At 59.4% G+C, this 24,973-nt stretch carries 20 protein-coding genes, 1 tRNA gene and 1 pseudogene; 6 read left to right on the forward strand and 16 right to left on the reverse strand.

Annotated features, from left to right (window positions below):
• Positions 1-10: 10 nt before the first annotated feature.
• Positions 11-2,182 carry a catalase/peroxidase HPI gene (katG, locus tag SJY21_RS13490; protein WP_377511668.1) on the reverse strand — a complete coding sequence of 724 codons (2,172 nt, stop codon included), beginning with the start codon at positions 2,180-2,182 and terminating at the stop codon, positions 11-13.
• A gap of 119 nt (positions 2,183-2,301) precedes the next feature.
• Here katG and SJY21_RS13495 point away from each other — a divergent pair, with 119 nt between their 5' ends.
• On the forward strand, positions 2,302-3,246 hold the full coding sequence (locus tag SJY21_RS13495; RefSeq protein WP_377511671.1) for a hydrogen peroxide-inducible genes activator: 945 nt from the start codon (positions 2,302-2,304) through the stop codon (positions 3,244-3,246).
• 10 nt (positions 3,247-3,256) lie between these two features.
• Here SJY21_RS13495 and SJY21_RS13500 read toward each other — a convergent pair whose 3' ends face one another.
• Entirely contained in the window at positions 3,257-4,093 is an 837-nt protein-coding gene (locus tag SJY21_RS13500; RefSeq protein WP_377511675.1) for a glycosyltransferase family 25 protein, read from the reverse strand.
• Between the two features lie 413 nt (positions 4,094-4,506).
• On the opposite strand from SJY21_RS13500, the gene SJY21_RS13505 reads away from it, so the two are divergent.
• Complete coding sequence (locus tag SJY21_RS13505) at positions 4,507-5,388, forward strand: hypothetical protein (RefSeq protein ID WP_377511678.1); 882 nt, start codon at positions 4,507-4,509, stop codon at positions 5,386-5,388.
• Between the two features lie 25 nt (positions 5,389-5,413).
• Positions 5,414-7,333 (forward strand): tripartite tricarboxylate transporter permease, encoded by a 1,920-nt coding sequence (locus SJY21_RS13510; protein ID WP_377511681.1) that lies wholly within the window; start codon positions 5,414-5,416, stop codon positions 7,331-7,333.
• A gap of 2 nt (positions 7,334-7,335) precedes the next feature.
• Here SJY21_RS13510 and SJY21_RS13515 read toward each other — a convergent pair whose 3' ends face one another.
• A complete protein-coding gene (locus SJY21_RS13515; protein ID WP_377511684.1) occupies positions 7,336-8,229 on the reverse strand; it encodes a class I SAM-dependent methyltransferase in 894 nt (297 codons plus the stop codon).
• 106 nt (positions 8,230-8,335) lie between these two features.
• On the opposite strand from SJY21_RS13515, the gene SJY21_RS13520 reads away from it, so the two are divergent.
• Positions 8,336-9,040, forward strand: a complete 705-nt coding sequence (locus tag SJY21_RS13520) for a hypothetical protein (protein ID WP_377511686.1) — start codon at positions 8,336-8,338, stop codon at positions 9,038-9,040.
• A gap of 6 nt (positions 9,041-9,046) precedes the next feature.
• Here SJY21_RS13520 and SJY21_RS13525 read toward each other — a convergent pair whose 3' ends face one another.
• The 6 genes from SJY21_RS13525 to SJY21_RS13550 all read right to left on the reverse strand — a co-directional run bounded on the left by SJY21_RS13525 (position 9,047) and on the right by SJY21_RS13550 (position 14,915).
• Positions 9,047-10,147: a hypothetical protein gene (locus tag SJY21_RS13525; RefSeq protein WP_377511689.1), complete on the reverse strand. Its 1,101-nt coding sequence runs from the start codon at positions 10,145-10,147 to the stop codon at positions 9,047-9,049.
• An 80-nt stretch (positions 10,148-10,227) separates the two neighbouring features.
• Positions 10,228-10,302, reverse strand: a tRNA-Gln gene (locus SJY21_RS13530).
• A gap of 65 nt (positions 10,303-10,367) precedes the next feature.
• Positions 10,368-11,714: a mechanosensitive ion channel domain-containing protein gene (locus SJY21_RS13535; protein ID WP_377511692.1), complete on the reverse strand. Its 1,347-nt coding sequence runs from the start codon at positions 11,712-11,714 to the stop codon at positions 10,368-10,370.
• A 63-nt stretch (positions 11,715-11,777) separates the two neighbouring features.
• Positions 11,778-12,611 (reverse strand): 3-deoxy-8-phosphooctulonate synthase, encoded by an 834-nt coding sequence (kdsA, locus tag SJY21_RS13540; RefSeq protein ID WP_377511695.1) that lies wholly within the window; start codon positions 12,609-12,611, stop codon positions 11,778-11,780.
• Complete coding sequence (locus tag SJY21_RS13545) at positions 12,608-14,278, reverse strand: capsule biosynthesis protein (protein WP_377511698.1); 1,671 nt, start codon at positions 14,276-14,278, stop codon at positions 12,608-12,610. Before SJY21_RS13545 ends, kdsA begins: the two co-directional genes overlap by 4 nt.
• The gene (locus SJY21_RS13550; protein ID WP_377511701.1) at positions 14,256-14,915 is read right to left on the reverse strand and encodes an ABC transporter ATP-binding protein; all 660 of its coding nucleotides are present in this window, start codon (positions 14,913-14,915) and stop codon (positions 14,256-14,258) included. Before SJY21_RS13550 ends, SJY21_RS13545 begins: the two co-directional genes overlap by 23 nt.
• 215 nt (positions 14,916-15,130) lie before the next feature.
• On the opposite strand from SJY21_RS13550, the gene SJY21_RS13555 reads away from it, so the two are divergent.
• Together SJY21_RS13555 and SJY21_RS13560 are read left to right on the forward strand one after the other, a co-directional pair.
• Positions 15,131-15,712, forward strand: a complete 582-nt coding sequence (locus SJY21_RS13555; RefSeq protein WP_377511703.1) for a uracil-DNA glycosylase family protein — start codon at positions 15,131-15,133, stop codon at positions 15,710-15,712.
• Entirely contained in the window at positions 15,709-16,497 is a 789-nt protein-coding gene (locus SJY21_RS13560; protein WP_377511706.1) for an SseB family protein, read from the forward strand. Before SJY21_RS13555 ends, SJY21_RS13560 begins: the two co-directional genes overlap by 4 nt.
• Before the next feature lie 90 nt (positions 16,498-16,587).
• On the opposite strand, the gene SJY21_RS13565 is transcribed toward SJY21_RS13560, so the two are convergent.
• The 7 genes and pseudogenes from SJY21_RS13565 to SJY21_RS13595 all read right to left on the reverse strand — a co-directional run bounded on the left by SJY21_RS13565 (position 16,588) and on the right by SJY21_RS13595 (position 24,855).
• On the reverse strand, positions 16,588-17,520 hold the full coding sequence (locus SJY21_RS13565) for a 2-hydroxyacid dehydrogenase (RefSeq protein WP_377511709.1): 933 nt from the start codon (positions 17,518-17,520) through the stop codon (positions 16,588-16,590).
• A gap of 3 nt (positions 17,521-17,523) precedes the next feature.
• Positions 17,524-18,664 (reverse strand): annotated as a pseudogene (rodA, locus tag SJY21_RS13570) (rod shape-determining protein RodA).
• A 3-nt stretch (positions 18,665-18,667) separates the two neighbouring features.
• The gene (mrdA, locus tag SJY21_RS13575) at positions 18,668-20,605 is read right to left on the reverse strand and encodes a penicillin-binding protein 2 (RefSeq protein ID WP_377511712.1); all 1,938 of its coding nucleotides are present in this window, start codon (positions 20,603-20,605) and stop codon (positions 18,668-18,670) included.
• Positions 20,602-21,141: a rod shape-determining protein MreD gene (locus SJY21_RS13580; protein WP_377511715.1), complete on the reverse strand. Its 540-nt coding sequence runs from the start codon at positions 21,139-21,141 to the stop codon at positions 20,602-20,604. Before SJY21_RS13580 ends, mrdA begins: the two co-directional genes overlap by 4 nt.
• Entirely contained in the window at positions 21,134-22,060 is a 927-nt protein-coding gene (gene mreC, locus SJY21_RS13585) for a rod shape-determining protein MreC (RefSeq protein ID WP_377511718.1), read from the reverse strand. The genes SJY21_RS13580 and mreC overlap by 8 nt, the downstream gene beginning before the upstream one ends.
• A gap of 26 nt (positions 22,061-22,086) precedes the next feature.
• On the reverse strand, positions 22,087-23,124 hold the full coding sequence (locus tag SJY21_RS13590; RefSeq protein ID WP_148054633.1) for a rod shape-determining protein: 1,038 nt from the start codon (positions 23,122-23,124) through the stop codon (positions 22,087-22,089).
• A gap of 162 nt (positions 23,125-23,286) precedes the next feature.
• On the reverse strand, positions 23,287-24,855 hold the full coding sequence (locus SJY21_RS13595) for a 2-isopropylmalate synthase (protein ID WP_377511722.1): 1,569 nt from the start codon (positions 24,853-24,855) through the stop codon (positions 23,287-23,289).
• Between the last annotated feature and the right edge of the window lie 118 nt (positions 24,856-24,973).

Genomic DNA, 24,973 nt, shown 5'->3' on the forward strand with positions numbered 1-24,973 from the left:
TGCGTATTGTTTATTGGTCGAACCGGTCCGCGTTCATCACCTTGACCCAGGCCGCGACAAAATCATGCACGAACTTTTCGGCGTTGTCGTCCTGCGCATAGACTTCGGCGTAGGCGCGCAGGATCGAGTTTGACCCAAACACCAGATCCATTCGCGTGGCTGTCCATTTGACCTTGCCGGTTGCGCGTTCACGGATTTCATAGGTGCCGCCGTCAACCGGGTGCCAACTGAAATCCATGTCCGTCAGGTTCACAAAGAAATCAGGCGTCAGCGCGCCGACCCGATCAGTGAAAACGCCATGCTGGGTGGCGCCGTGGTTGGTGCCCATGGCCCGCATCCCGCCCACCAGAACGGTCATTTCCTTGGCGGTCAGGCCCATGAGTTGGGTGCGATCCAGCATCAGTTCTTCAGGGCTGACCGCATAGTCCTGCTTGACCCAGTTGCGATATCCGTCTGCAAGTGGTTCCAGCGGATCAAAGGATTCTGCATCTGTCATATCGGCGCTGGCATCACCACGGCCGGGCATGAAAGGAACAGAAACGGTGTGACCTGCCGCCTTGGCGGCTTGTTCGATCCCGACGTTGCCGGCCAGAACGATCACGTCTGCGATGCTTGCGCCGGTATCGGCGGCGATGCCTTCCAGCACTTTCAGCACCTTTGCCAGACGGGCAGGTTCGTTGCCTTCCCAGTCCTTTTGCGGGGCCAGACGAATACGCGCGCCATTCGCACCGCCGCGCATGTCAGAGCCGCGATAGGTGCGTGCACTGTCCCATGCCGTCGACACCATCTCGGCCAGTGTCAGGCCGCTGTCGGCGATCCGCGCCTTGACGGCGTCGACATCGTAATCGCTGCGCCCTGCAGGGATCGGATCCTGCCAGATCAGGTCTTCTTGCGGCACATCGGGGCCGATATAGCGCGCCTTGGGGCCCATATCGCGGTGTGTCAGCTTGAACCATGCACGTGCGAAGGTATCGGCAAAGTAGTCCGGATCAGCCATGAAGCGTTCGCAAATCTTGCGATAGATCGGGTCAACTTTCATGGCCATATCGGCGTCTGTCATGATCGGATTGTGGCGGATGGACGGGTCGGTGGCATCGACAGGTTTGTCTTCTTCCTTGATGTCGATGGGTTCCCATTGCTGCGCGCCGGCGGGGCTTTTGCGCAGTTCCCATTCATAGCCGAACAGCAGTTTGAAATAGCCCATGTCCCATTTCGTCGGGTTGGTCGTCCAAGCGCCTTCGATGCCGCTGCTGACGGCCTCGCTTGCCTTTTCCGTGCCGTTCGGGTTGCGCCAGCCCATGCCTTGATCTTCGACGTCTGCGGCTTCGGGTTCTGCGCCAAGCGTGTCGGCATTGCCATTCCCGTGGGCCTTGCCAACAGTGTGGCCCCCTGCGGTCAGGGCAGCGGTTTCTTCGTCGTTCATCGCCATGCGGGCGAATGTTTCGCGGACATGCAGGGCTGATTTCAGCGGATCGGGTTTGCCGTTCACGCCTTCGGGGTTCACATAGATCAGGCCCATCTGCACAGCGGCCAGCGGGTTTTCCATGGTCGCCGGATTTTCAAGATCGCCGTAACGGCCATCGCTTGCGGCCAGCCATTCCTTTTCTGCACCCCAGTAGGTATCCGTTTCGGGGTGCCAGACGTCTGCGCGCCCGAACGCAAATCCAAAGGTTTTCAACCCCATGGATTCATAGGCAATATTGCCCGCTAGGATCATCAGGTCGGCCCAGCTTAGCTTATTGCCATATTTCTTTTTGATCGGCCACAGCAGGCGGCGCGCCTTATCAAGACTGACGTTATCGGGCCATGAATTCAGTGGCGCAAAGCGTTGCGTGCCGGTGCCACCACCACCGCGACCATCGGCAAGGCGGTATGTGCCAGCCGAGTGCCAGGCCATGCGGATCATGAAACCGCCATAGTGCCCCCAATCGGCAGGCCACCAATCCTTGCTGTCCGTCATCAAGGCATGGAGGTCTTTTTTCAACCCATCCACATCCAGTTTCTTGACCTCTTTCGCATAGTCAAAGTCGGGGCCAAGCGGATCGGTTTTCGTGTCATGCTGGTGCAAGATGTCAAGGTTCAGCGCGTTGGGCCACCACGCCATCACAGATGCGCTGCTGGCCGTGTTGCCGCCGTGCATGACCGGACATTTGCCCAAGGCGCCTTTGTCGTTTCCATCCATTTTTCTGCTCCAATCTTGGGGTTGTGATCGTGTTCCGTAGAACGGTTTCCATACAATTATAGACCGCCAGTGTGATAATGAAAAATTGCATTTTCTAATCACGGTGATAATCAAAAGCTATGATCGATATCACCATAAAGCACCTGCGCTACTTCGAGGCTTTGGCTCGTCACCGCCATTTCGGGCGTGCCGCCGAGGATTGCGGCATTTCCCAGCCCGCACTGTCCGTGCAAATGAAGGCGCTGGAGGACCTGCTTGCAACGCCGCTTGTGGAGCGTGGTGCGAAACACCTGCGACTGACAAGTTTTGGCGAAACATTTCTGGCCCGCGCCCAAGAGATATTGCAGTCGGTTGATGCGCTTGGTGATCTGGCGCGGGCCTCGCATCAACCGCTGATCGGGCGATTCAGGTTCGGGATTATCCCGACGGCCGCACCGTATTTCCTGCCCCGTTTCATTACGTGCCTGTCCCAGGATTACCCGGGGCTTGACCTGCGACCGCGCGAAGCTGTCACCCAAAAGCTGATCGAGGGCCTTTTGGGCGGCAACCTTGACACTGCCATTGTCGCCCTGCCTGTTTCCGAGCCGTCCTTGCACGAAGAACCCCTTTTTGACGAGGAGTTTGTGCTGGTGCGTGCCCTTGAGGATGCCGACAAACCTGTACCGAACTCCAAGTTGCTGCGCGAAATGCGGCTGCTGTTGCTAGAGGAGGGGCATTGTTTTCGCGATCAGGCCTTGTCGTATTGCGGCGCGCCATCGTCGCTGCCACGTGACCTGATGGAGGGCAGTTCGCTGTCGACACTTGTGCAGATGGTAGGCGCGGGCACCGGCGTGACGTTGATACCGGAAATGGCTGTCGCGATTGAAACACGATCGGCGGCGGTATCGGTCGCGCGGCTTTTGCCACCACGCCCATCGCGCACGATTGGCATGGTCTGGCGCAAGACAAACCCGCTGGCGGGGCAGCTTAAGGACATCGCGCAGCTGGTGTGGCAACGGTATCAGGACACAGGTCCGGCTGGCCTGCGCGGACCAACGCAAGGAACCACCGGCATGCGACGATAGCGCCTCGTTCCTAAATCGTTTTGCTTTGCTTGGGCAGTTTGGCTTTGTCCAAACCACTGGGTGCGGCGCTGACAAGTTGACGCTTGCGCGGAAAAACTTCGCCGCGCTTTACAAGCCACATCAGCCTGCGCAGATAGTTGCCGGCCTTGAGCCGGTAATGGGGCAACCTTTGGCGCAACGGAAATTTGACGACATCGGCAAATCCAACCCCGGTGATCTGGCTTTGGTTGTGGTCGTCGACGTGGCTTGGAAACGGTTCAATCCCGCGCAACCGGTAGTCATGAACGAAAAAGCGGCTGATCTCGTGGTCGGTTGCGCGCGTGATCGGCAGCATGGCTGGCAAAATCTTTGCCGCGGTCTCGCGTTTGATCAGATATGCTGCCGTGCCGGTTTTTGGCCCCCAGTAGGCATTCAGCCGATAGTGACCAATGTGGCCCTGCGAGATGGGAAGCTTGGCGCGAACGCAGTTCAGTTTCAGGATGTCCCAATGTGCCTGCGCGCGCAGGCCCAGGTTCAACGCCACCAGAAAGTCGTCGTGAAAAACGACATCGTCTTCCAGCACAAGCGCGACGCCGGCCCCCGTTTCAAGAAATTCCCGCCACACGCCAAGATGTGAATGGTAACACCCGATCCCGCCCAGAAGAATGTTGCGGCCCATGTTCCGCGCAAAGGCCGGTGTGTTCATGCTGGCAAGCATTTCCGTTTCGCGCGCCACGCCGTCAACGCCTTCAAAAAGGGTGTAGTTCAGCCCCAGTGCGTTGAGTTGCGACACCATGCTTTCGCGGCGTTCAACAGCACGCGGGAGATTGATCAGCCAAATCGGGAGGTCATCAATGCGGTCCAGCAAATCTTTCTGTCCTAAAAAATATCACGAATACCATGGCCAACTATCCAAAAAACCTGGGCCACACTGCCCGTCATGCATCAAAATGGTCTTTGCCTAATACCGTCATCCTAGCGCAACCGCGGGCATAACGCCAGAAACAGCGAAATCACCGGCGTCGTGCCAACGTTACGCCACTCATTCTTGCGCCGATTGGATTGCTCCTCTAGCGTTGTGATATTTAGCAATGAGGTATTGATATGTTGATTATGCGCGATCTCAGGCGCGTTCTGTGCGCAATAGGTCTGATCTTTCTCACCGCGAGCAGCGCATTCGCCGACTATCGCGAACAGCTTTCGGGACGCACCCTGGATGTGATGGTTGGCTTTTCCAACAGTGGCGGCGGTGCGCGATTCTGGAGCCTTTTTTCAACACATATGCGTAAGCATTTGCCCGATACGATCATCCGCGCCGAATTCAAGGATGGCCCGCTGGCCGTCACCGGCATCGGGGAATTGTATCAGACCGAGGCCGGATCCTTGGCGATTGGCCTGATCCGCCCGCCCGAACTGGCGTTTGTGCAAATCGACGATCCAGCAGCGATCACCGGTGACTTGCGCAAGGCACACTGGCTTTTGTCGGTCGAGAACCTAAGCTACATCATGGCCGCGCGGGCGGGCCTGCCTGTCGATCCCCAACAGCTGCGGGCACCGGCAGAAACGCTGATCCTGCCGGTCAGCGATCCGCTTTCGACCGCGTCCCGCGTCAGTGTCTTGCTTAGCGCGATCACGGGTATCGCGACGCGCAATGTTGTCGGTTTCAATCGCTCGGCGCGCTCTGCCGCACTTTTGGCGGGCGATGTTGATCTGCTGACGGTTGGGCTGACTTCTGATCTGGAATCAGTCATCGCATCGGGTGATGTTGTTCCGCTTTACAGCATTGTTGGCGACGATTTTTCAGCGCTCGACCCGTCATTGCCAACACTTGATGATTTCCTAAGTCCTGACGCACCCGACACTGTGGTGACGTTTGTGCAATCCGCCCGCGGGATGGGGCGCGCATTCTTTGCGCCTCCGAACACCGATCCGGCGGATGTCGCGGCCTTGTCGGAATTGATGCAAGCGATCGTCACGGACCCTGACTTTATTCAGGATGCGCAGCTTCAGGGAATCCCGATTGCGGCAAAATCCGGCGAAGCCCTGAGCCAGCAGATTGATGCGCTGATCCCAAGCGATGAAACCGCGCGAACGCTGATCTTGAACGCCTATGCCTGCGGGTTGGAGATGTCTTTGAACCCAGCGCACACATGCAGCTATTAGACCTTGATCCGCGGACGGGTCGGACGTGGAGCTAGGCGCATACGTCTTTGCAACCGTTTCGGCCCTGTCGACAGGCTGGGCGGGAACGGTTGCCGCCATCGTCATCGGAACCCTCTTGGGGTTCATCGCTGGGTTGGTGCCCGGTATCGGCGGGCGCATCGGCATCATCTTGTGCCTGCCGATTGCCTTGTTCTGGGATCCGCTTGCAGGGGCCGTTTTTCTGTTTGCGATGCATTCGGTCGTGCACACATCAACCTCGATTCCGGCCATCGCATTTGCCTTGCCATCAACGGCATCAGACGCCGCGACAGTGATTGACGGCTATCCCCTGGCCAAAGCGGGGCGCGGCGGCGAGGCATTGGGTGCCAGCCTGTCGGCATCGGCCATCGGGGGTGTCATTGGCGCAGGAGCGTTCTTGCTGGCCATTCCTGTCGCGCGGGTGCTGTTGCGCTGGTTCGGACCACCTGAATTTCTGATCCTTGCGCTATTTGGCTTGTGTATGGTGACGGTCCTGTCAGGCAAGAACTGGATTGCCGGCCTGCTGGTTGCGTGTATGGGGTTCGCGGCAGCCCTTGTCGGGCTGGACGTTCAAACCTCGGCTGACCGGTTCACCTTTGGATTTCACGAGATTTCGGACGGGTTGAACATTGCCGCTGTCATTGGTGGGTTATTCGTGGTTCCCGAGATGCTCAGCCGGTTCAAGTTCACGCAGGCGGGCCACGATCAAGCGGTTCACACGCGCGTTTCCGACGTGATTGCCGGGATGAAAACAACGCTGCGGCATCTTGGGTTGGTCTTTCGATCATCGCTGTACGGGATTGGCATCGGGCTGATGCCCGGCCTTGGGTCAAGCGTGGCGGTTTGGTTGGCCTATGCCTATGCGGGCACCAGAAACAAGACCGGCGTTCCGATGGGGCAGGGTGTGATTGCGGGTGTAATAGCGCCCGAAGCGGCGAACAACTCCAAGGAAGGCGGGGCGATGGTGCCAACGCTTTTCTTCGGTATTCCGGGCAGTTCCAGCATGGCGATCATGTTGGGGGCGTTTGCGGTGCTTGGCCAACCAATTGGCCCGACGCTTTTGACAACGGATGTCGGGGTTTCCTACCTCCTTGCCGCAACGGTGTTGGTGGCCAACATTCTGGCGATCCCGTTGTTTTTGCTGACGGTGCCCTTCATCGTCAGGCTGGCCGCATTGCAGCGCGCGCATATGGTGCCTTTTGCCATCGCGATTTCCCTGTTCGCGGCCACATATCAAGCCATGCAGGTAGGCGTGTTGTTTCAGTTCGCCCTAAGCGCTGCCTTGGGGCTTGTGTTGAAACGGCTTGAATGGTCGCGCCCCGCATTTCTTCTGGGTTTCATCATGGGGCCGCTGGCCGAGATTTCGTTCATCCAGACCTCGCAGATTTGGGGCTGGACGATGTTCTTGCGGCCCGCCACGATCGGGTTGCTTGTGGTCTTTGCCCTATTGGCGTGGAAGGCGGCCAAAGCAAGCGCGCGCACATTCAGCGCCGCCCAACGCCAGTCCGATAGCTGGGCGGCCTTTGCAGCGCTTCTGGGGTTCGCCGGCATTTTTGCCCAAACAACAACCTTTGCGCCACACGCATCACAGGTTCCGGCATTGGTTGCTGTCATTGCCATGGGTTTGGCGGTGGCGATCATCATTGCGCGCCGCATTGCGCCTGCCGACACGGCCCATCTTGACGCCGGCGGGTTTTCCGGCATTTGGGCTGCGATTTTGTTCATCACGGGCGTTTTTCTGGTCGGAATTCCGCTGGCATCGGTTCTTTATGCGCTGGGCGTGCTGATCCACATGAAAGTCCGCTGGCACGTGGCTGTGATCTGTTCGGGCGTGCTTGGCGCGGCGCAGCTTGGGCTGTTCTCACTGACCTCCTACATCTGGGCCGAACCCCTGGTGATCGGGGTCTGGACGCAGCGGTTGTTGTAAGATCAGGTTTGCGCGCGCGTGCCCATGACGATGCAGCGTTGCTTGTATTTGCGATTGAACTTGGCTGTGTCGGCGGCGTGGTGATGCACCACCCATGCCGATTGCAAAGCCAGACCGGCAGACTGATAGAATTCAGTCGCGTCATCCAACCCTGCAAAGACCGAGCGCTCGTTCTCACGCCCGTGCGGGCTGTCTTTCAAACGCTTGGTCAATGATGCGACTGTTTTTGCGTCAATCCCCAACCCTGCGTCTGCGAATTCTTGCAGATTGGCGATGGCAAGCTCTGTGCGCCGGGCATGTGTGGTTCGGTCAGGATCGCGACCCAGGTGGGTCGACGAAATCAATGTTGCGTCCGCTGACAACCAGCTGATGATATGGGTCATATAGTCGTGCTGCTGCGCTGAGGGAAAGAACGGCAAGACACCGTGCATCAGCACCAGATCGAACTTTGCCGCACATGAAAAGCGTTGGATATCGGCCTGCACAACCTCCAGTTCGACATCGCAGTTGTGTGCATAAGCCTTGCACAGCGCAAGCGGGGTTGCGCATTGGTCAATCAAGGTCACGGCCAGCTGCGCAACCATAGGGTCCCCGCCCACAGCATGCGCCGATTGCAACAGCGTTGCCAGGATGCCTGTGTCCGTCGAACCGACAATCGCCACACGGATGGGCCGCGTGGATCGCTGCTGTCGCGCTAACGCAAGCATGATCATCGCACGAAATTCGTGCATGTCGCCGATCTTGGAGTCGGGCGCGACCGCAATGCGGCGCAGAACCGAACGCAGATGGAAATCTCCGCAATCACAGCAACTGTCATTGGCGATTTCAATGCAAAGGCGGGCGTTCTCCAGCGGGTTTTCCGCAAATCGCGCGCCGCCCTCTGGTGTTATGTCCATGTTCCCCGCCCGTGACCTGGCCTATTGTTCTTGCTATCATGAACCATCGGGATTCACGTTGGCAAGGCAGGCCTCGGCGCAAGCGGGCCGGAATGGACATAGGAAAATGGACCCAAATCTGGCACAGACCAATCTGCAGCTATATGTCCAGATGCGCGCGGCAGGCGCGCCGGACACTGACATTCACACGATCCAGAAAGATTACGAAACGGCCTGCATGTTGTTTGGCACGCTTTGCCGCTCGACCGGACGGCCGTTTCTGTGCCATGCCGCGGGCACGGCAAGCGCGGCATTGCATGAGGGTGCCACCTTCATTGATGTGCGCGCCGCACTGCTGCATGCCGCATACAAGCATGGCCGCTTTCCCGATGGAAAAAAGAAACGCACGCCCCGTCACCGTGCATGGCTGACCAACCGCGTTGGCCCCGAACTGGCTGATCTGTTGACGGTGTATTCGGGCTTTTCCTTTACGCCAGAAGATGTGCAGGGCTACATCGCAAGTGATAGCCCGCCCGATGACCTGACCTTGCGATTGATCCGCCTCAAGCTGGCCAACGATGTTGACGACAGCCACTGTTTTGGTGCGGCATTGGGGCATAAGGCGCGATACCAGGACCCGACATGGCTGACTATGCGCCAAAGACTTTCGCAAAAGCTGGGATTTTCCTTTAGCGCCAAGGCTTTTGCAAAGGCCCTGGAAGAATGCGCCGACGCAGGCTGGCTGGATACGCAGACCGAATTTGCGCGGGTTGGCTACACCCGATCCATCGTCAATCAAACCTACCGCAAGATCATGGGAAAAGACCGCTAGGTGCGCCTAGGTCACAAACATCCTTTGCACCACCCGCCGCATCGCCCGTGGCAGATATTTGACCGGCAGCCGAAACTTGTGATCAAGGGTCTTGGGCAGCTTGAACCGCACGAATGCCTGTTTCCCGACGATAGGCGTGTTCAAGGTGTGAAACCCGGCGACAAGCTGCGCTTTTGTGATGTCGCGGACAACGTTCCGTGCATCCGAGCGCGTAAATTTCGGCAGGCCTGGATTGGTGTTGATCTCGAAGATCTCGATGCGGCCGTCGACAATTCCGTAGTCAATGCGCCCGAATTCCGTTTGCGCAATTTCAAAGGCCTTGTTGATGATCTCGCGGTGCGGATTGGTGCGGACGTATTCCAGTTCTTCGGTAACCGCGCTGTCGCGCAGCTCGACACTGCGATCATTCGGCTGCGTCCAGTCCAGGTCCGGCACGTTGCGCTTGACGACCCAGTGCTGCCCAAGGTGGATATGATGCGGCAGTATGTCTGCGCCGATCTTGTAAGCGCCATACTTGCGAAAATGGCCATCTGGTCCAGCTTGCGCTGCATAGCCGACCGCGATGCGGCCACGCAGCGTCTTGCCCCGCGCCTTGAGGCTCGCAAGCGCACTGTCAAATTCTGAATCGTTGTGAATGAGGTCTGTTTCCGGCCCGCCACATCCATCCTCGGACCGCAGGAACACAGGGTATTGCGGTGGCCGTTCACCCGTTTCAAGGCGGGTGACGCCAAATGAATTGATCCCTGCCTTCTGAAGCGCAAGCAGAAAAGGCACACGGTCTTTCAGGCGCGCAGGGTGATTGAGGATTGTCGCATCAGGCGCGACCTTTTGCAGCGCGTCACAAAAAAGCGATGCGCAGTCCAGTTCAAATCGCGTCAGCCGGTCGTGATCGGTAAAGATGTAGTGCCCGACAGGACCACCGCGTTGAAAAAAGATTTCCTCGTAGGTCAGGGTTCTCAGCACGTTCCTGAGGTCGGGATTGATGCGCAGGTATTTTTCCGGTCGCCGGATATGGCGTTCAGTGGCAACGTAATAGATCAACGAATGTCCCCCTGCATCATCGCCTGACGCGTCCAAAGTGACCTGCGCAACACGATAAAAAGCCACAAAACCGCGACCCTTTCCAAACGCTAGTGCATGATCTGGCGGGGGTCCATTCTCGTGTTGCGAACGTTTGGAGGATTTGCTGGCTGGGATGGTAGGATTCGAACCTACGGTACACTGTACCAAAAACAGTTGCCTTACCACTTGGCTACATCCCAGCAGCGAGGCGGGTGATACGCCACGCAGACGTGGTGATCAAGCCCGTATTGCGCGAAAAATGAACCTATTCCTTAAGCGCATCCTCTCGCAGCAGGTCCTCGCCTTCACCATCCTCGCGTTCGGCGTCGATCATCCGGTCAAGCGCGTTTTCCTGTTCCGCGTCGACAGCTTCGGGTGTCAGGGTCTCGGGCGATGAAACTTGCGCTGATTTGGCCGCTGTGCCCTTGGATTGGGCGGCGGCAGGGGGTTCGGCGCCGTCAAGGCGTATCGTGTAGGTTGTGTCGGGAATGGCCACGCCTGCGGCGGTGATCGCCCCTTTGACAAGGCGCAACGCCTCGCCACGGGCGGCGACAAGCGAGGTTTCGTTCTGGTCGATCCAGCCCGTCACGATCACCTCGACGCCAGCGTCGGTAATGTCGCCCAACCAGACAGACACGGCCGGTTCATCAAGGATAAATGGAAGGCCCTGCAATGTGTCGGCAGCAAGAGTGCGCACGGCGGCAAGATCAGCGTCAGAATCCACGCCGATCGTGAATTGAAAACGCCGCTCGCGGTTGAGGGAAAAGTTGATGATCCGGCTTTTGAACACGGTCGCGTTGGGGATGCGGATGTGGTTGCCATCAAACGACAGCAGGATTGTCGCGCGGCTGGTCAGGCGGATCACCTTGCCCTGATCGCCGTTGATTTCCACCACGTCATTGGGTCGGAATGGCTGGCGGATCGACAGCATGACCGATGCGATAAAGTTTTCGACCGTGTCGCGCACGGCAAACCCGATGGCCAGACCAATCAGGCCGGCCGCCCCAAGGATCGTCGACAGCAGCGCAGTGGCGTTCATGATATCAAGCGCGATGACGACCCCGCCAATCACAAAGGCGATGCGCACCAGCGTGCGAAACAGGTCAGCGATAAACGCGTTTGGCGCGATCCGTTCCCAAGGCTGGCGCAACCGCGCAATCCGAAACCCAAGAAAGACGATGACCGCAAAGACGGCCAGGGCGATCACAAGGATTGGCAGAAAAATCAGGAACTGGTCCATCCGCGCCGTAAACCGTTCCACGGCGGGGTTCAGGCGGCGGGCAATATCGGCAGTTTCGGTGACGTTGTTCTTGATCGCGACAACGCCCTCGACGCGGTTCACCAAGGCTTCGAGGCCCGCGGCCTCGGCGGCGGAATTGGTGGTGCCACGCAGGGTGACGATGCCCTCGTTGACGGTGACGGTCACGTCTTCAAACCCGCCCAACTCGCTTAGGATTTCGCGCAGCCGCACGGCCATGTCGGCATCAGTCTGGGCCGTGGCATCGGTGGAAATCGCGCCTGTGGGCGCATCGGTTGTTGTGTCCTGCGCGCTGACGGGCAGGGCCAGAAACAGGGTAACGCAAAGAACGGCAAGCAGGCGAAGAATAGTCATGGGAACATCGCTTTGGTGATCAATGGGATGATCCTAAATCGCCACGGCCCCAAGGCCAAGCCATTAGAGGCGGATCGGATTTTCCTTGGCCAGATTGTCAAACGCCATCAGCGATGCCATCAGCGCGCCCATCTGATCCAACGGGATCATGTTGGGGCCATCGGATGGGGCGGTATCGGGTGCCTCGTGGGTTTCGATAAACACCGATGCGATACCCAAGGACACAGCCGCGCGCGCCATGACGGGGGCGAATTCGCGTTGCCCGCCACTGCTGCCACCCATGCCGCCGGGTTGCTGCACCGAATGGGTCGCATCCATCACCACAGGGTATCCGGTTGCGGCCATCTGCGGCAGGCTGCGCATATCGGCCACAAGGGTGTTGTAGCCAAAGGATGTGCCCCGTTCCGTCAGCAGGATGCGTTTGTTGCCGGTGCTTTCGATTTTCGACACCACGTTGGGCATATCCCATGGTGCCAGAAATTGCCCCTTTTTGACGTTGATCACGGCACCGGTTTCGCCAGCGGCCAACAACAGGTCGGTCTGGCGGCACAGGAACGCGGGAATCTGCATAACATCGCAAACCTGCGCAACCGGGGCGCATTGGTCGACCGAATGAATGTCGGTCAGCACGGGGCAGCCCAGTTCGGCCTTGACCTGTTCCATCACCCGCAACCCTTCGTCAATCCCAAGGCCACGCTTGCCCGACAGGGAGGTGCGGTTGGCCTTGTCAAAGCTGCCCTTGAAAATGAACTGCGCGCCGGTTCTGGCGCAAACATCCGCCATATGCGAGGCGATCATCAGGGCATGATCCAACCCTTCCAACTGGCAGGGACCAGCGATCAGGGTCAGGGGGCGGTCATTGGAAACCGTCAACGGGCCGATGGAAACGTCATTCATGAGCTGACCTGTTCGCGCAGGATTGATGTCGTAAGCGAGATCATAAGGTAGATGCCCGAAAAGATCAGAAAGGCCAAGACGGTGTTTTCAAACGCCTTGGGATAGGTTGCTTCGTCCGGGGCGATGGGTTCAACGCCCAGGGACAGATAGCGCACCTGCCGGTTGGCTTCGATTCGCGCACTTTCCATTTGCGCAAGCGCCTGTTGCACCAGCACGGTCTGGAAGTTGTAATTCTCCTCGGCCTCGCGCAAGCGGGCGGTGACGCTGCTGAGGGAGGCGGTATCGCCGGACGCTTCGGTCAGCTGGCTGCGCAGGATTTCGATCTGTTCGTTCAACCGGTCCACTTCGGCGCGCAGGGCGTTCACACGGGCCTCGTTCGGGCGGCGGTTGTCCAACATTGACGCAAGCTCGATCGATTTGGCATCAAGTTCGATTTCCAGCGTGGTGATCCGCTGTTGCAGCGCGGCGGCGGCGGCAAGCGGGTCAAGCGTGGTTGTTTCGCCCTGAATGCGTGACAGTTCGGCCAAGGCTTCGGCGCGGCGCGCTTCGGATGCTTCATAGCTGGCCAAGGCCCCCGACATTTGATCCTCACGCAAGCGCTGGGTCAGTTGATCAACCTGTTCTTCGGCGTATTTGATCAGCGCATTGGAAAATTCCTGACTGGCCTCGGGAGAAGCGGCGATCACTTCCATCTTGAGGATACCCTCGGTCGGGTCATAGCCGATCTTGACGTGGCTTTGATAAAGGCCATATGCGTCTTCATTCGTGGCCCCTTCGGGCAGGCGCTGGATGGCGTCAATGTCAGGGTCGCTGAAGTGTTCGATAAACCCGTGGTCCTGATCCAGCCGCACCATCGCGGCGCGCGAGGTAAGGTAAGATTGCACGGTGGTGCTGTCTTGTTGCGTGGCCATGCCTGTGCCTTGGAACAAGCCGCCAAGCCCGCCCGCGCCCTGCGGTTCGGCCTGCTGGATCACGAATTCGGCCTTGGTTGCGAACATCGGCGTGGCAACAACATAGAAATACCACGCTGCGGCAAAGGTTGGCAGCAAGACAAACATCCCCAGCCGCGAAAACAGCATCACAAGGCTTTTGCGGCGGCGGCGCGCGATGTCGCGCTGGATCTTCATGATTTCGCCCGCGCGTTGTTCGGCGGGATTGGCCCGTTCGGTCGAGGGCAGCATCTGCTTTTTCTGGATCGTCTGGGGCAATTGCACGCGGCCCTGACCATCGCCGGATTTCTGCGGCACACCGGCGCGGCCACCGCCGTTGCCCTGACCACCACCGGCAGCGCTGGCGTCCATTCCGGGGCCTGCACCGGGCGCCGTGCCATCATCGGGCACCACAAGTTCAAGGATATTGGCCCGCTGGAACGGGTCAATGCCGCGGGCACGCAGCTGGCGCACGGCGTCAAAATCCGATGTGACGGCCAGCCCCTGTTTCTGGGCCACGCGGCGCGCCATGCGCAGCTGTCGCCCTGTCAGCCCTTCCTTGCGGATCGCGTCCATATCCCCTTCGGTGGCGACCGTTTCGGCGCTGTCGACCTGACCACTTCGCGCGGTTGGCTGATCGTCGGGCTGCTGGGCCTGTTCGGGCGCATCCCGACCATCGCTGGCGGGGCCAGCCGATCGCTTGATGCGGAACTTTCTAGCCTTGGGTTTCGTAGTCATAGAGCTGTTTCGCTTCTTCCAAGGTATCGAACATATGCAACTTGCCACCCAGCAAAACCGCAGCCGAGCGGGCAAATCGTTCGAGTGTTTCCGGCTGGTGCGACACGATGATCACCGTGGTCTTTTGAAGCCGTTCGCGCAAGACTTCACCAGCCTTGCGATTGAATTCCTGATCCGTGGTCTGCGGCATCCCTTCGTCGATCAGATATATATCAAAATCAAGGGCAAGCATCAGCGAAAACGTAAAGCGTGCGCGCATCCCCTGACTATAGGTGCCCACGGGCATGTCGAAATATTCCTCGATCCCCGAAAGCCAGCGGCAAAACGCCTCGACGTAATCAGGATCAAGGCCGTAAAGCCGCGCGATATAGCGACTGTTTTCACGCGCCGTATGCCGGTTCACGACCCCGCCCATGAACCCCAGCGGAAACGAAATCCGGCTGGTGCGGCGGATGTCGCCCTCATCTGGTTTTTCAAGGCCGGCCATCATGTTGATCAGCGTGGTCTTCCCGGTGCCGTTTGGCGCAAGGATGCCAAGCGAATGCCCCACGTCCACGCGAAAAGAGGCGCGATCAAGGATTACCTTGCGCTGCTTTCCTGTCCAAAAGGACTTACTGACGTTATCAAACTCGAGCATTACCCGTTTCGGCCTCGTGCGCCCCGCCCTTATATGGCCGATGGCTGTTAACACCTGATGAGCAGATGCCATTTCCCCCTTTATGTCGGATCAACTGCCCAAAATACAATGAAATTTGGTAAAACGCGCATGTTTGGGCGGGGTTTTGTGGCAACTACGGCGCATTTGCGCGATTTCTGCTGCCGCGTGGCGCATTTGCGCGCTAGGACAGGGGGATGAAAGACCTTGCCCGCGCCATTGCTGATTGCCGGATCTGTGCGGACCGGTTTGCAGCCACCGCGACGGCCCACAGCCCGCGCCCCGTGCCGTGGTTTCAGCCCGGTGCGCGCCTGTTGATCGCCGGACAGGCACCCGGCGCGCGGGTGCATGACAGCGGCCGCCCCTTTGATGATCCGTCAGGGGACCGGCTGCGCGATTGGCTGGGGTTGGAACGGGGGCAATTTTACGACCGCGACCAAGTGGCGATCGTGCCGATGGCGTTTTGCTTTCCCGGATACAACGCGGGCGGCGCGGATCTGCCGCCGCCCGCGATTTGCGCGCAGACCTGGCGCAACCCGGTGATGGACGCGCTGGGCGATGTGCCGCTTACCGTGCTGGTGGGCGGGCATGCAATGCGCTGGCACTTGGGCGCAGGGCGGGTCAACGACACCGTGCGGGCATGGCGTGACCACGCGCCGCGTGTGTTTCCCTTGCCACATCCGTCGTGGCGCAATACCGCTTGGCTGCGCCGCAATCCGTGGTTTGAAAACGAGGTTTTGCCCGTCCTGCGCGGGCGGGTGCAAGAGGTTATGGCATGAGCGAGAACGCGACCCAGATTGATCAGGCCCATGCCGTGATGGAGCAATCCGATGATGCCAACGCCCGTTTGCGGTTTTACGAACGTCTTGCCGATGGTGAACTGCTGATCCTGCTTGAAGCGGAACCGGTCGGTGACAAGATCGAACCTGCGCTGTTTCCGGTCGAGGACCAGACATTCGTTCTGGTCTTTGACCGCGCTGAACGACTGGCCGAATTTGTCGGCAAGGTCGCCCCCTATGCGGCGATGTCGGGGCGTGCGCTGGCGGCCATGCTGGCGGGGCAGGGGATTGGCATGGCGCTGAACCCCGACGTCGCGCCGTCGTCCATTTTGATCCCCGCGACGGCCGTTGATTGGCTGGCGCAGACCCTTGGGAACGGCCCTGAACAAGGCGAGGCGCGTTTCCTTGAGGTGCGCGCGCCTGTTGGATTGCCCGAAGACTTCATCACCGCCCTTGATCGCAAGCTGGCCAGCGCCGCGGGGCTGGCGCGGTCGGCCTATCTGGTCGGCGCGACATACGAAGGGGGTGCGAAGGGGCATTTCCTGGCCTTTGTCGATGCGATTGCCCCCGCCCAAAGCGCGTTGGCCCAGTCCGTGGCCGAGGCATTGACCTTTTCGGGGATCGAGGCAGGCGCGCTTGATGTCGGTTTCATTGACGCATCAGACGCGATGGCCGCACGCCTTGCCAAGGTTGGTTTGCGGTTCGATCTGCCTGCGGCCAAGACGCCTGCCACCCCTGGCGCAAACCCCGGCATGGACCCGTCCCGCCCGCCAAAGCTGAAATGAGCGGCTGCGCCGCGCGCGATGTTTTGACGGGGCCTTGCCCCCTTGGCCTGCTGCCAATTCCCCCAGAGTATTTGCAAACAAAAGAAGGGCTTAGTAGCCGCGTGACCGGTTGACGAGGTTCTTGAGTGGCTGGCCGGCTTCAACCCGCGCGATGTTTTGCGCGATGACTTTTGCGGCACTTGCCGGGCGCGTCTCCGAGGCAATATGCGGCGTGACCGTGACCTTTGGATGTGTCCAATAGGGGTTGCCCGCGGGCAGGGGTTCCTGGCGGAAAACATCAAGTGTGGCGTGGGCGATTTGACCCGTCTCCAGTGCAGCGAGCAGGGCCGTATCGTCAATCAGCGGCCCGCGCCCCGGATTGATGACAAAAGCACCCTTGGCGAGGTGCGCCAGCCGTTCGGCGTTGATGAGGTTGCGGGTAAGCGGCGTCAAAGGCAGCAGAAGGATCAGGATTTCAGCATTGGTCAGGGCCTGTTCCAGCCCCGCGCTACCGTGCAGGCAGGTGATCCCCTCGATTGTCTTTGCTCCGCGCGACCAGCCGGTGACGGGAAAGCTCAGGCTGGCAAGTGCCTGTCCGCAGGCTGCCCCCAAGGCACCAAGCCCAAGGACCGTGACAGGGCGATCACCGGCCAGCGGCGGGACATGATCGCGCCAGACACCGTCCTGACCAAAGATATGGGTATCCATCCCAAGGTGGTGGCGCAAGGTATGCCCGACAACCCATTCGACCATCCCTTGCGTCAATCCCGGATCAACGAGGCGCGCCAGTGGCTGGGTCAGCGTGTCATTCGTGACGATGGTTTCAACGCCTGCCCAAAGACTAAGGACAGCCTTGCAGCGGGTGAAGGGCGCGAAATCGGTCAGGGCCGGATTGGGGGCAAAGACGATATAATCGACGGTTGCGGGCGCATGATCGCGCGACAGGTGGGCGTGCACCCCCGCCTTTTCCAACGCCTGTGGCAGAACGACGTTATAGTCGTCCCAAACATGATCAGCGGCCGAGAAATGGATATTGAGAGGCATGACTTAACGTGGCCTGTGCACATGCGCGCTTTGGACCAGACCAAAGCCTGCCAGCAGGACCAGCATGGCCGATCCGCCATAGCTGACCAATGGCAGCGGCACACCGACAACGGGTGCAAGGCCCATGACCATCGCCATGTTGACCGCAAAATACAGGAAAAACGTCATTGCCACGCCAAGCGTGACAAGGCTGGCAAAGCGATCCTTGTTTTGCAGTGCCGAACTGACGGCAAACAGGATGATCAGTGTGTAAAGGATCAGCAGGGCAAAGGCGCCGACAAAGCCGAATTCCTCGGCCAATGTGGTAAAGATAAAGTCGGTGTGTTTTTCGGGTAGAAAGTTCAACCGCGATTGGGTGCCCTGCATGAACCCGCGCCCTGTCCAGCCACCCGACCCAAGCGCGATTTTCGCCTGCGTGATGTGATAGCCTTCGGCCAGAGGGTTTGCGGTGGGATCAAGGAAGGTGTTGATCCGGCTGATATTGGTAGTCTTCAAGGAACTGCCAAGACGTGCCTTGCGACTGGAACACCGCCACAACAGCGCCGATCCCTGCCGCAATCACGCCTGCGAAATAGGCCCAGTGGACACCCGCCAGAAACATCATCACCCCGCCGCCCATCAACAGCAAAAGTGATGTGCCAAGATCGGGTTGGCTCAGGACCAGATAAACGGGAATGAGGGTCAGCGCGACCGGCGCCATAACCCAAAGCGGGCGCGAGGTTTTTTCAATCGGCAACCAGTCGTAATAGGCGGCCAGTAACATCACAAGCGCGATTTTCATCACTTCGGAGGGTTGCAACACCATAAAGCCAAGGTCAATCCAGCGTTGCGACCCGCCCCGTGTCACACCAATAAACTCGACCAGTATCAACAGGATAATGGCAAAGACGTAGGCCAGAACCGCCATGTTTCGCCAAAACCAGATGGGCACCATCGCGATGGCCAACATAAGCGTAAGCCCAAGGCCAAAGCGGGCGACCTGCGGGCGCACCCACGGATCCATCGACCCGCCCGCGACGGAATAAAGCATCAGGAAACCGGCCGCGGCGACAGCCGTAAGCAAGATCACGATAGGCCAGTTCAGGTGCAGCAGCTTGCGAAAGCCGGTGGGCACATACTTGGCCTGATACTCAAGATAACTCATGCGTCAGGCCCGATCCGTTGACGGCGGCAGAACAATGTCGCGCAATTGGAAAGTGCGATGCTGTTCGGCGATCCGGCCACGCGCGCTGGATGGGTAAGCCGACAGCGGCGGCGTGCCGTCATAAAGCGCTTGCAGCATGATATCACGGGCAATCGGGGCCGCGGCCACTGATCCGCCCCCGCCGTGTTCCACAACCACTGCGACCGCATATTTCGGGTTCTCGAAGGGGGCAAAACTGACGAACAATGCATGATCGCGCCGTTCCCACGGCAGGTCTTCGTTGCGGGTCACGCCGCGTGCGCGCTCTTCTGCGGTGATCCGGCGCACCTGGCTGGTGCCGGTCTTGCCTGCCATGCGAAATGCGTCTTCGACGATGCGCGATCCGAAACCGGTGCCACGGTTGTGGTTCGTGACCGCATACATCGACTGGCGCACACGGCGCAGGTAGTTTTCGTTCAAACCCAGTGGTTCACCCGCGCCCGAGGGCTGTTCAACCCCGTCAATGGCGCGCACAAGGCGCGGTGTTACAGACCTGCCCGTGGCAATCCGCGCGGTCATGATGGCCAGTTGCAAGGGCGAGGCCAGCACATAGCCCTGCCCGATGGACGCGTTGACCGTATCACCGATCCGCCAGTCTTCGCCGCGCACTTCGGCCTTCCAGGCCTTGTCGGGGGCCAGCCCGCTTGAAACAGCCGACAGCGGCACATCGTGTTTGATGCCAATCCCCAGCTTGCGGGCCATTTCGGCGATCTTGTCGATCCCGACACGCTGGGCAAGGTCATAATAATAGACATCGCAGCTTTGCTTGAGGCTTTCGTGCAGATTGATATTGCCGTGACCCGACCGTTTCCAGCAGTGGAACCGTACGTCCGACACATCTGTATGGCCGCCGCAATAGACAGTTTCTTCGGGGTCGACGTCGCCGTTTTCAAGCGCCGCCAATGCCGTAACCATCTTGAAGGTTGAACCGGGCGGATAGGCGCCCTGCACGGCCTTGGCGGACAGGGGCAGGTATTTGTCTTCGTTCAACCCGCGCCAGTCGGCCACGGAAATCCCGCGCACAAACAGGTTCGGATCAAACGTCGGAGCCGAGCCGATGGCGCGCAAGTCACCGTTTTCAAGGTCAATGACAACGGCCGACGCGCTTTCGCCCTGCATGCGGACCTGGAGGTAGTTTTGCAGCCGGGCATCGACGCTCAGTTGCAGGTCAGCACCCGGCACGCCTTCCTGACGGTCAAGTTCGCGCATCACGCGGCCCACGGCGTTGACTTCGATCCGGCGGCTGCCAGCTGATCCACGCAGCGCCCGTTCCATCTTGTTTTCAACGCCGGTCTTGCCGATTTGAAAGCGCGGGATGCGCAACAGCGGATCATTGTCGTCGATCCGGCCAAGGTCATAATCACTGACCGGGCCAACATAGCCGACCACATGCGCCATATCCGATTGCATCGGATAAAGGCGTGACAATCCGACCTCGGCAATCACGCCGGGTAGGGCAGGGGCGTTGACGGTCACGCGGGTGATGTCATCCCATGTCAGCCGGTCGGCAATGGTGACGGGCACAAAGGCGGAACGGCGCAATTCAACCAGCGCATTTTCGATCGCTTCGGGTGGCAACGGCACAAGCCGCGACAGGCGGGCCAGCACGTTTTCGACATCGCCTGCGTCTTCGCGGACCATGACGATGCGGTAGTTTTGTTCATTTCCGGCAAGGGGTATGCCGTTGATATCAAAGATCAAACCACGCGGTGGCGGCAAAAGGTGAATGTTGATCCGGTTTTCATCGGCCAGCAGGCGATACTGGTCGGCCTGTTCGATCTGCATCGAGCGCATCCGCAACCCAAGCGCGCCCACGACACCAACCTGAGCCGCGCCCAGCACAAGCGCCCTGCGGCTGATCTTGCGTGCGCTTTCGGCGGTGTCCTTTGGTGCGCGCCTCATATGCGATGCCCCCGTGAATCAACCGCACCGGCAGCAGGGCGGCTGACCCCGAACACCACATGCGACAGGCCGACAACGACCGGATAGAACAGGATTGTCAGCACCATCTGCGTCATTGTCAAACCCAGCGGCGCTTGGGGGACCAGCACCATCGCAAGGACCGCGCGATAGGCAATTGTGATGCCAACAATGCCTGCGGCGACGGTGGCCCATTCAACCGGAAACGGCATCGCGCGCAGGCCGGCAGCGCGTGCGCGCAACATTTCGGTCAGAATCAGCACCAGTGCTGTCCAAAGCCCCGGCGGGCGCTGGAACAGAAAATCGGCGAGCAGGAATACCGTGCCAATGAGAAGGGCAGGCACATAATCAGGTCGCCGCGCTGCCCATGTCAGGGCAAGGCACAGCATTGCATCAGGAAACCCGATGCTGCGCGGCATGGTTTCCAGCGGCAACAATTGCACAAAGACAATCGCCAAAGTCAGCGCCGCAAAAATCGCGCGACCGATCCAGACTTGTGTGGTGGGAGAGTCAGCCATCGGTGGCTTCCTCGGCGTTCACCTCGGCGGGGGGGTCAACTGTGGGCAGGACCGGTGGATCAACCGGGGCGATCAAGGCACCTGTGTCGCTGATCCTTTCGGCCTCTTGGCTGCGCAGGACGCGCAGGAATTCAAGGCGTTCGTAATCCGCGGACAGGCGCACGCGCAAGCGGCGGTCATTGCCCAGGGCCACCCGCCCGACCAGCAGATCGGCCGGGAACAACCCGCCATCGCCGGAGCTGACCACGCGGTCGCCGGGGCGCACGGCGTCCGGTGTTTCAAGAAATTCGATCGGCGGGTTGATCGTGTTGTCGCCAACCAACACCGCGCGTTGGCCCGATGGCTGGATCGTTACCGGAATCCGGCTGGACGTATCGGTCAGCAGGATCACACGGCTGGTATTTTCGCCCACGCCACTGATCCGCCCCACAAGGCCGATCCCGTCCATCGTTGGCCAGCCGTCCAGAATACCGTCACGCGCACCGACGTTCAGCAACACCGATTGGCGAAACGGCGACCCGCTGTCGGCCAGCACCACGCCCGTCACATGGGTGATTTGCGGATCAAGGCGCACATTGTTCAAATCGCGCAGCTTGGCGTTTTCCTGTTCCAGTTGCAGTGCCGCCTCGCGCCAGGCTCGCATCTGTTGCAATTCGCGGCGCAGATCGCGGTTTTGTTCGGCAATCCGTTGATAACTCTGGAAATCCGCGATCAGGTTCACGGTGCCTGTCACCGGTGCCATCGCCCAATCAAACGACGGCACGACCCGGTCAATCACGGCCGCACGAAACCTTTCAACGCGCGGACTGTCGATCCGCCAGACCAGAAAGACGGCGAACATAAACAGCACCAGCACCCCGATCAGAAGCCTGCGGAGCGGGTTGATATAGTCGTCGTTGTTCTGCCGGTCGCGTGCCAAGGGTGGCTTACCCCCCTCGTGTTAGATTAGCTGTCGTAATCTATGACATGGCGGAGCTGTTTTTCATACTCCAGAGCCTTGCCGGTGCCGAGCGCCACACAATTAAGTGACTCGTCAGCGACCGAAATCGCAAGGCCGGTCTGTTCGCGCAGCGCCAGATCAAGTTCGCCCAGCAATGCGCCACCACCTGTCAGCATCACGCCACGGTCAACAATGTCAGCCGCCAGATCGGGCGGGGTGGCTTCCAGCGCGGTCATCACCGCCTCGCAGATTTGCTGCACGGGTTCGGCAAGGGCTTCGGCAACCTGGGCTTGGGAAATCTCGGTTTCCTTGGGCACACCATTGAGCAGGTCGCGGCCACGGATCTGCATGGATGCACCACGGCCATCGTCGGGCATGCGGGCCGTGCCGATAGATGTCTTGATCCGTTCAGCGGTGGATTCACCAATCAGCAGGTTATGCTGGCGGCGCAAATAGCTGATGATTGCCTCGTCCATGCGGTCACCACCAACGCGCACCGAACGGGCATAAACGATGTCACCAAGCGACAGCACCGCAACTTCGGTCGTCCCGCCGCCGATATCCACGACCATGTTGCCGGTCGGATCGGTAATGGGCATGCCGGCCCCGATCGCCGCTGCAATCGGTTCTGCGATCAGGCCCGCACGGCGCGCACCGGCGGACAGAACTGACTGGCGAATGGCGCGCTTTTCAACGGGTGTCGCGCCGTGGGGGACACAAACGATGATCTTGGGCTTCGAAAAGGTCGTGCGTTTGTGGACCTTGCGGATGAAATGTTTGATCATTTCCTCGGCGGTATCAAAGTCGGCGATCACGCCTTCGCGCATGGGGCGGATGGCCTGAATTGATCCGGGCGTGCGGCCCAGCATCAGCTTGGCATCTTCGCCCACGGCCAGCACTTTTTTGACGCCGTCCTTGAGGTGGTAGGCAACCACGGACGGTTCGGACAAGACAATGCCCTTGCCGCGCACATAAACAAGTGTGTTCGCTGTCCCAAGGTCAATCGCCATGTCTGACGAAAACAAGCTGCCCAAACCAAACATAGTCGTGTGTTCCCAATAATTATCTGTCCGCGACTCCCCTGTGGAGGCAGACGTTGCGTCTTATAGGGCGATGGGCTGTCAGGGGAAAGGGGCATTGGCAGGCACATTGGCGTGATGCCGCTTGCGAAAATGGCGGGCCGTGTTGGCCCGCCAAATCAAAGGCTATTCACCCGCGTCCGTGTAGCGGATTTCCTTGACGTCAGACCCGGGTGCGGATTTTTCGCGCCGCACCAGAAGACGGTTCAACGCGTTGATATAGGCCATGGCGCTGGCCACGACTGTATCAGTGTCAGCGGACTGGCCAGTGGCGATGCGCCCGTCTTCCTCCATGCGCACCGAAACGGTGGCTTGGGCGTCGGTTCCCTCGGTCACGGCGTGCACCTGATAAAGCTGCAAACGCGCGTCATGGGGGAACAGCGCCTTGACGGCGTTAAAGGTCGCATCGACCGGCCCGTCACCGGTGGCGGATGTGCTGTGATCCTCGCCATCAATTTCAAGCACCATATCGGCCTTTTGCGGGCCATTCATGCCGCAGATCACGGTCAGGTCTTTCAGTTTCAGCCGGTCATCGTCGCTGTTGTTCTGACGGATCAAGGCGATCAGATCGTCGTCGAACACTTCCTTCTTGCGATCCGCCAGATCCTTGAAGCGCACGAAGATGTCCTTGAGCTCGTTATCGCCCATCTCGTAGCCCAGCTTGGCCAGCTTGTCGCGCAACGCCGCGCGGCCCGAGTGTTTGCCCAGCGGCAGGGTCGTGCCCGACAGGCCCACATCTTCGGGCTTCATCACCTCGAATGTTTCGCGGTTTTTCAGCATCCCGTCCTGGTGGATACCACTTTCGTGCGCAAAGGCGTTTTTGCCGACGATGGCCTTGTTGAACTGCACAGGAAAGCCCGACACGGTGGCGACACGGCGCGAGATGTTCATGATCTTGCGGGTGTCGATGCCAGTGTCATAGGGCATGATATCGTGGCGCACCTTCAATGCCATCACGACTTCTTCCAGCGCCGTATTGCCAGCACGTTCGCCCAAGCCATTGATTGTGCATTCAATCTGGCGCGCGCCGCCATTGACAGCGGCAAGGCTGTTGGCAGTCGCCATCCCCAGATCGTTGTGACAATGGGTCGAGAAAATCACCGTATCGGCGTTGTCCACCTCGGCGATCAGCCGTGCGATCAGATCAGCCGATTCCACGGGTTCGGTATAACCGACCGTATCGGGAATGTTGATCGTGCTCGCGCCTGCCTTGATGGCGATATCCACGGTGCGTTTCAGGAAATCCCATTCGGTGCGCGTGGCATCCATCGACGACCACTGCACGTTGTCACACAGATTGCGCGCATGGGTGACGCAGTCGTGGATGCGATCGGCCATTTCATCCATCGTCAGGTTCGGAATGGCGCGGTGCAGCGGCGAGGTGCCGATAAAGGTATGGATGCGCGGGGATTTGGCGTGTTTCACGGCCTCCCAGCAGCGGTCGATATCCTTGAAGTTGGCGCGCGACAGGCCGCAGATCGTCGAGGTGCTGGCACGTTCGGCAATCTCGCTCACGGCTTTGAAATCACCCTCGGAGGCGATGGGAAACCCCGCCTCGATGATATCGACGCCCATATCGTCAAGCATCTCGGCGATTTCCAGCTTTTCAGCATGGGTCATGGTTGCGCCGGGGGATTGTTCGCCGTCACGCAGGGTTGTGTCGAAAATCAACACGCGGTTCTTGTCGTTTGTCATGTGAATGGTCCTTTGGTCCTTAGCTGAATGTCATGGCGCGAAACACCTCTGAGCGGTCGCGCCGACAGGCACGCTCAGAGGCAGCTAAGGAGAAGTAGCGCGCTCAAAGACAGCCCAC

The organism is Octadecabacter sp. R77987 (genome assembly GCF_042466115.1).
GTDB lineage: Bacteria > Pseudomonadota > Alphaproteobacteria > Rhodobacterales > Rhodobacteraceae > SW4.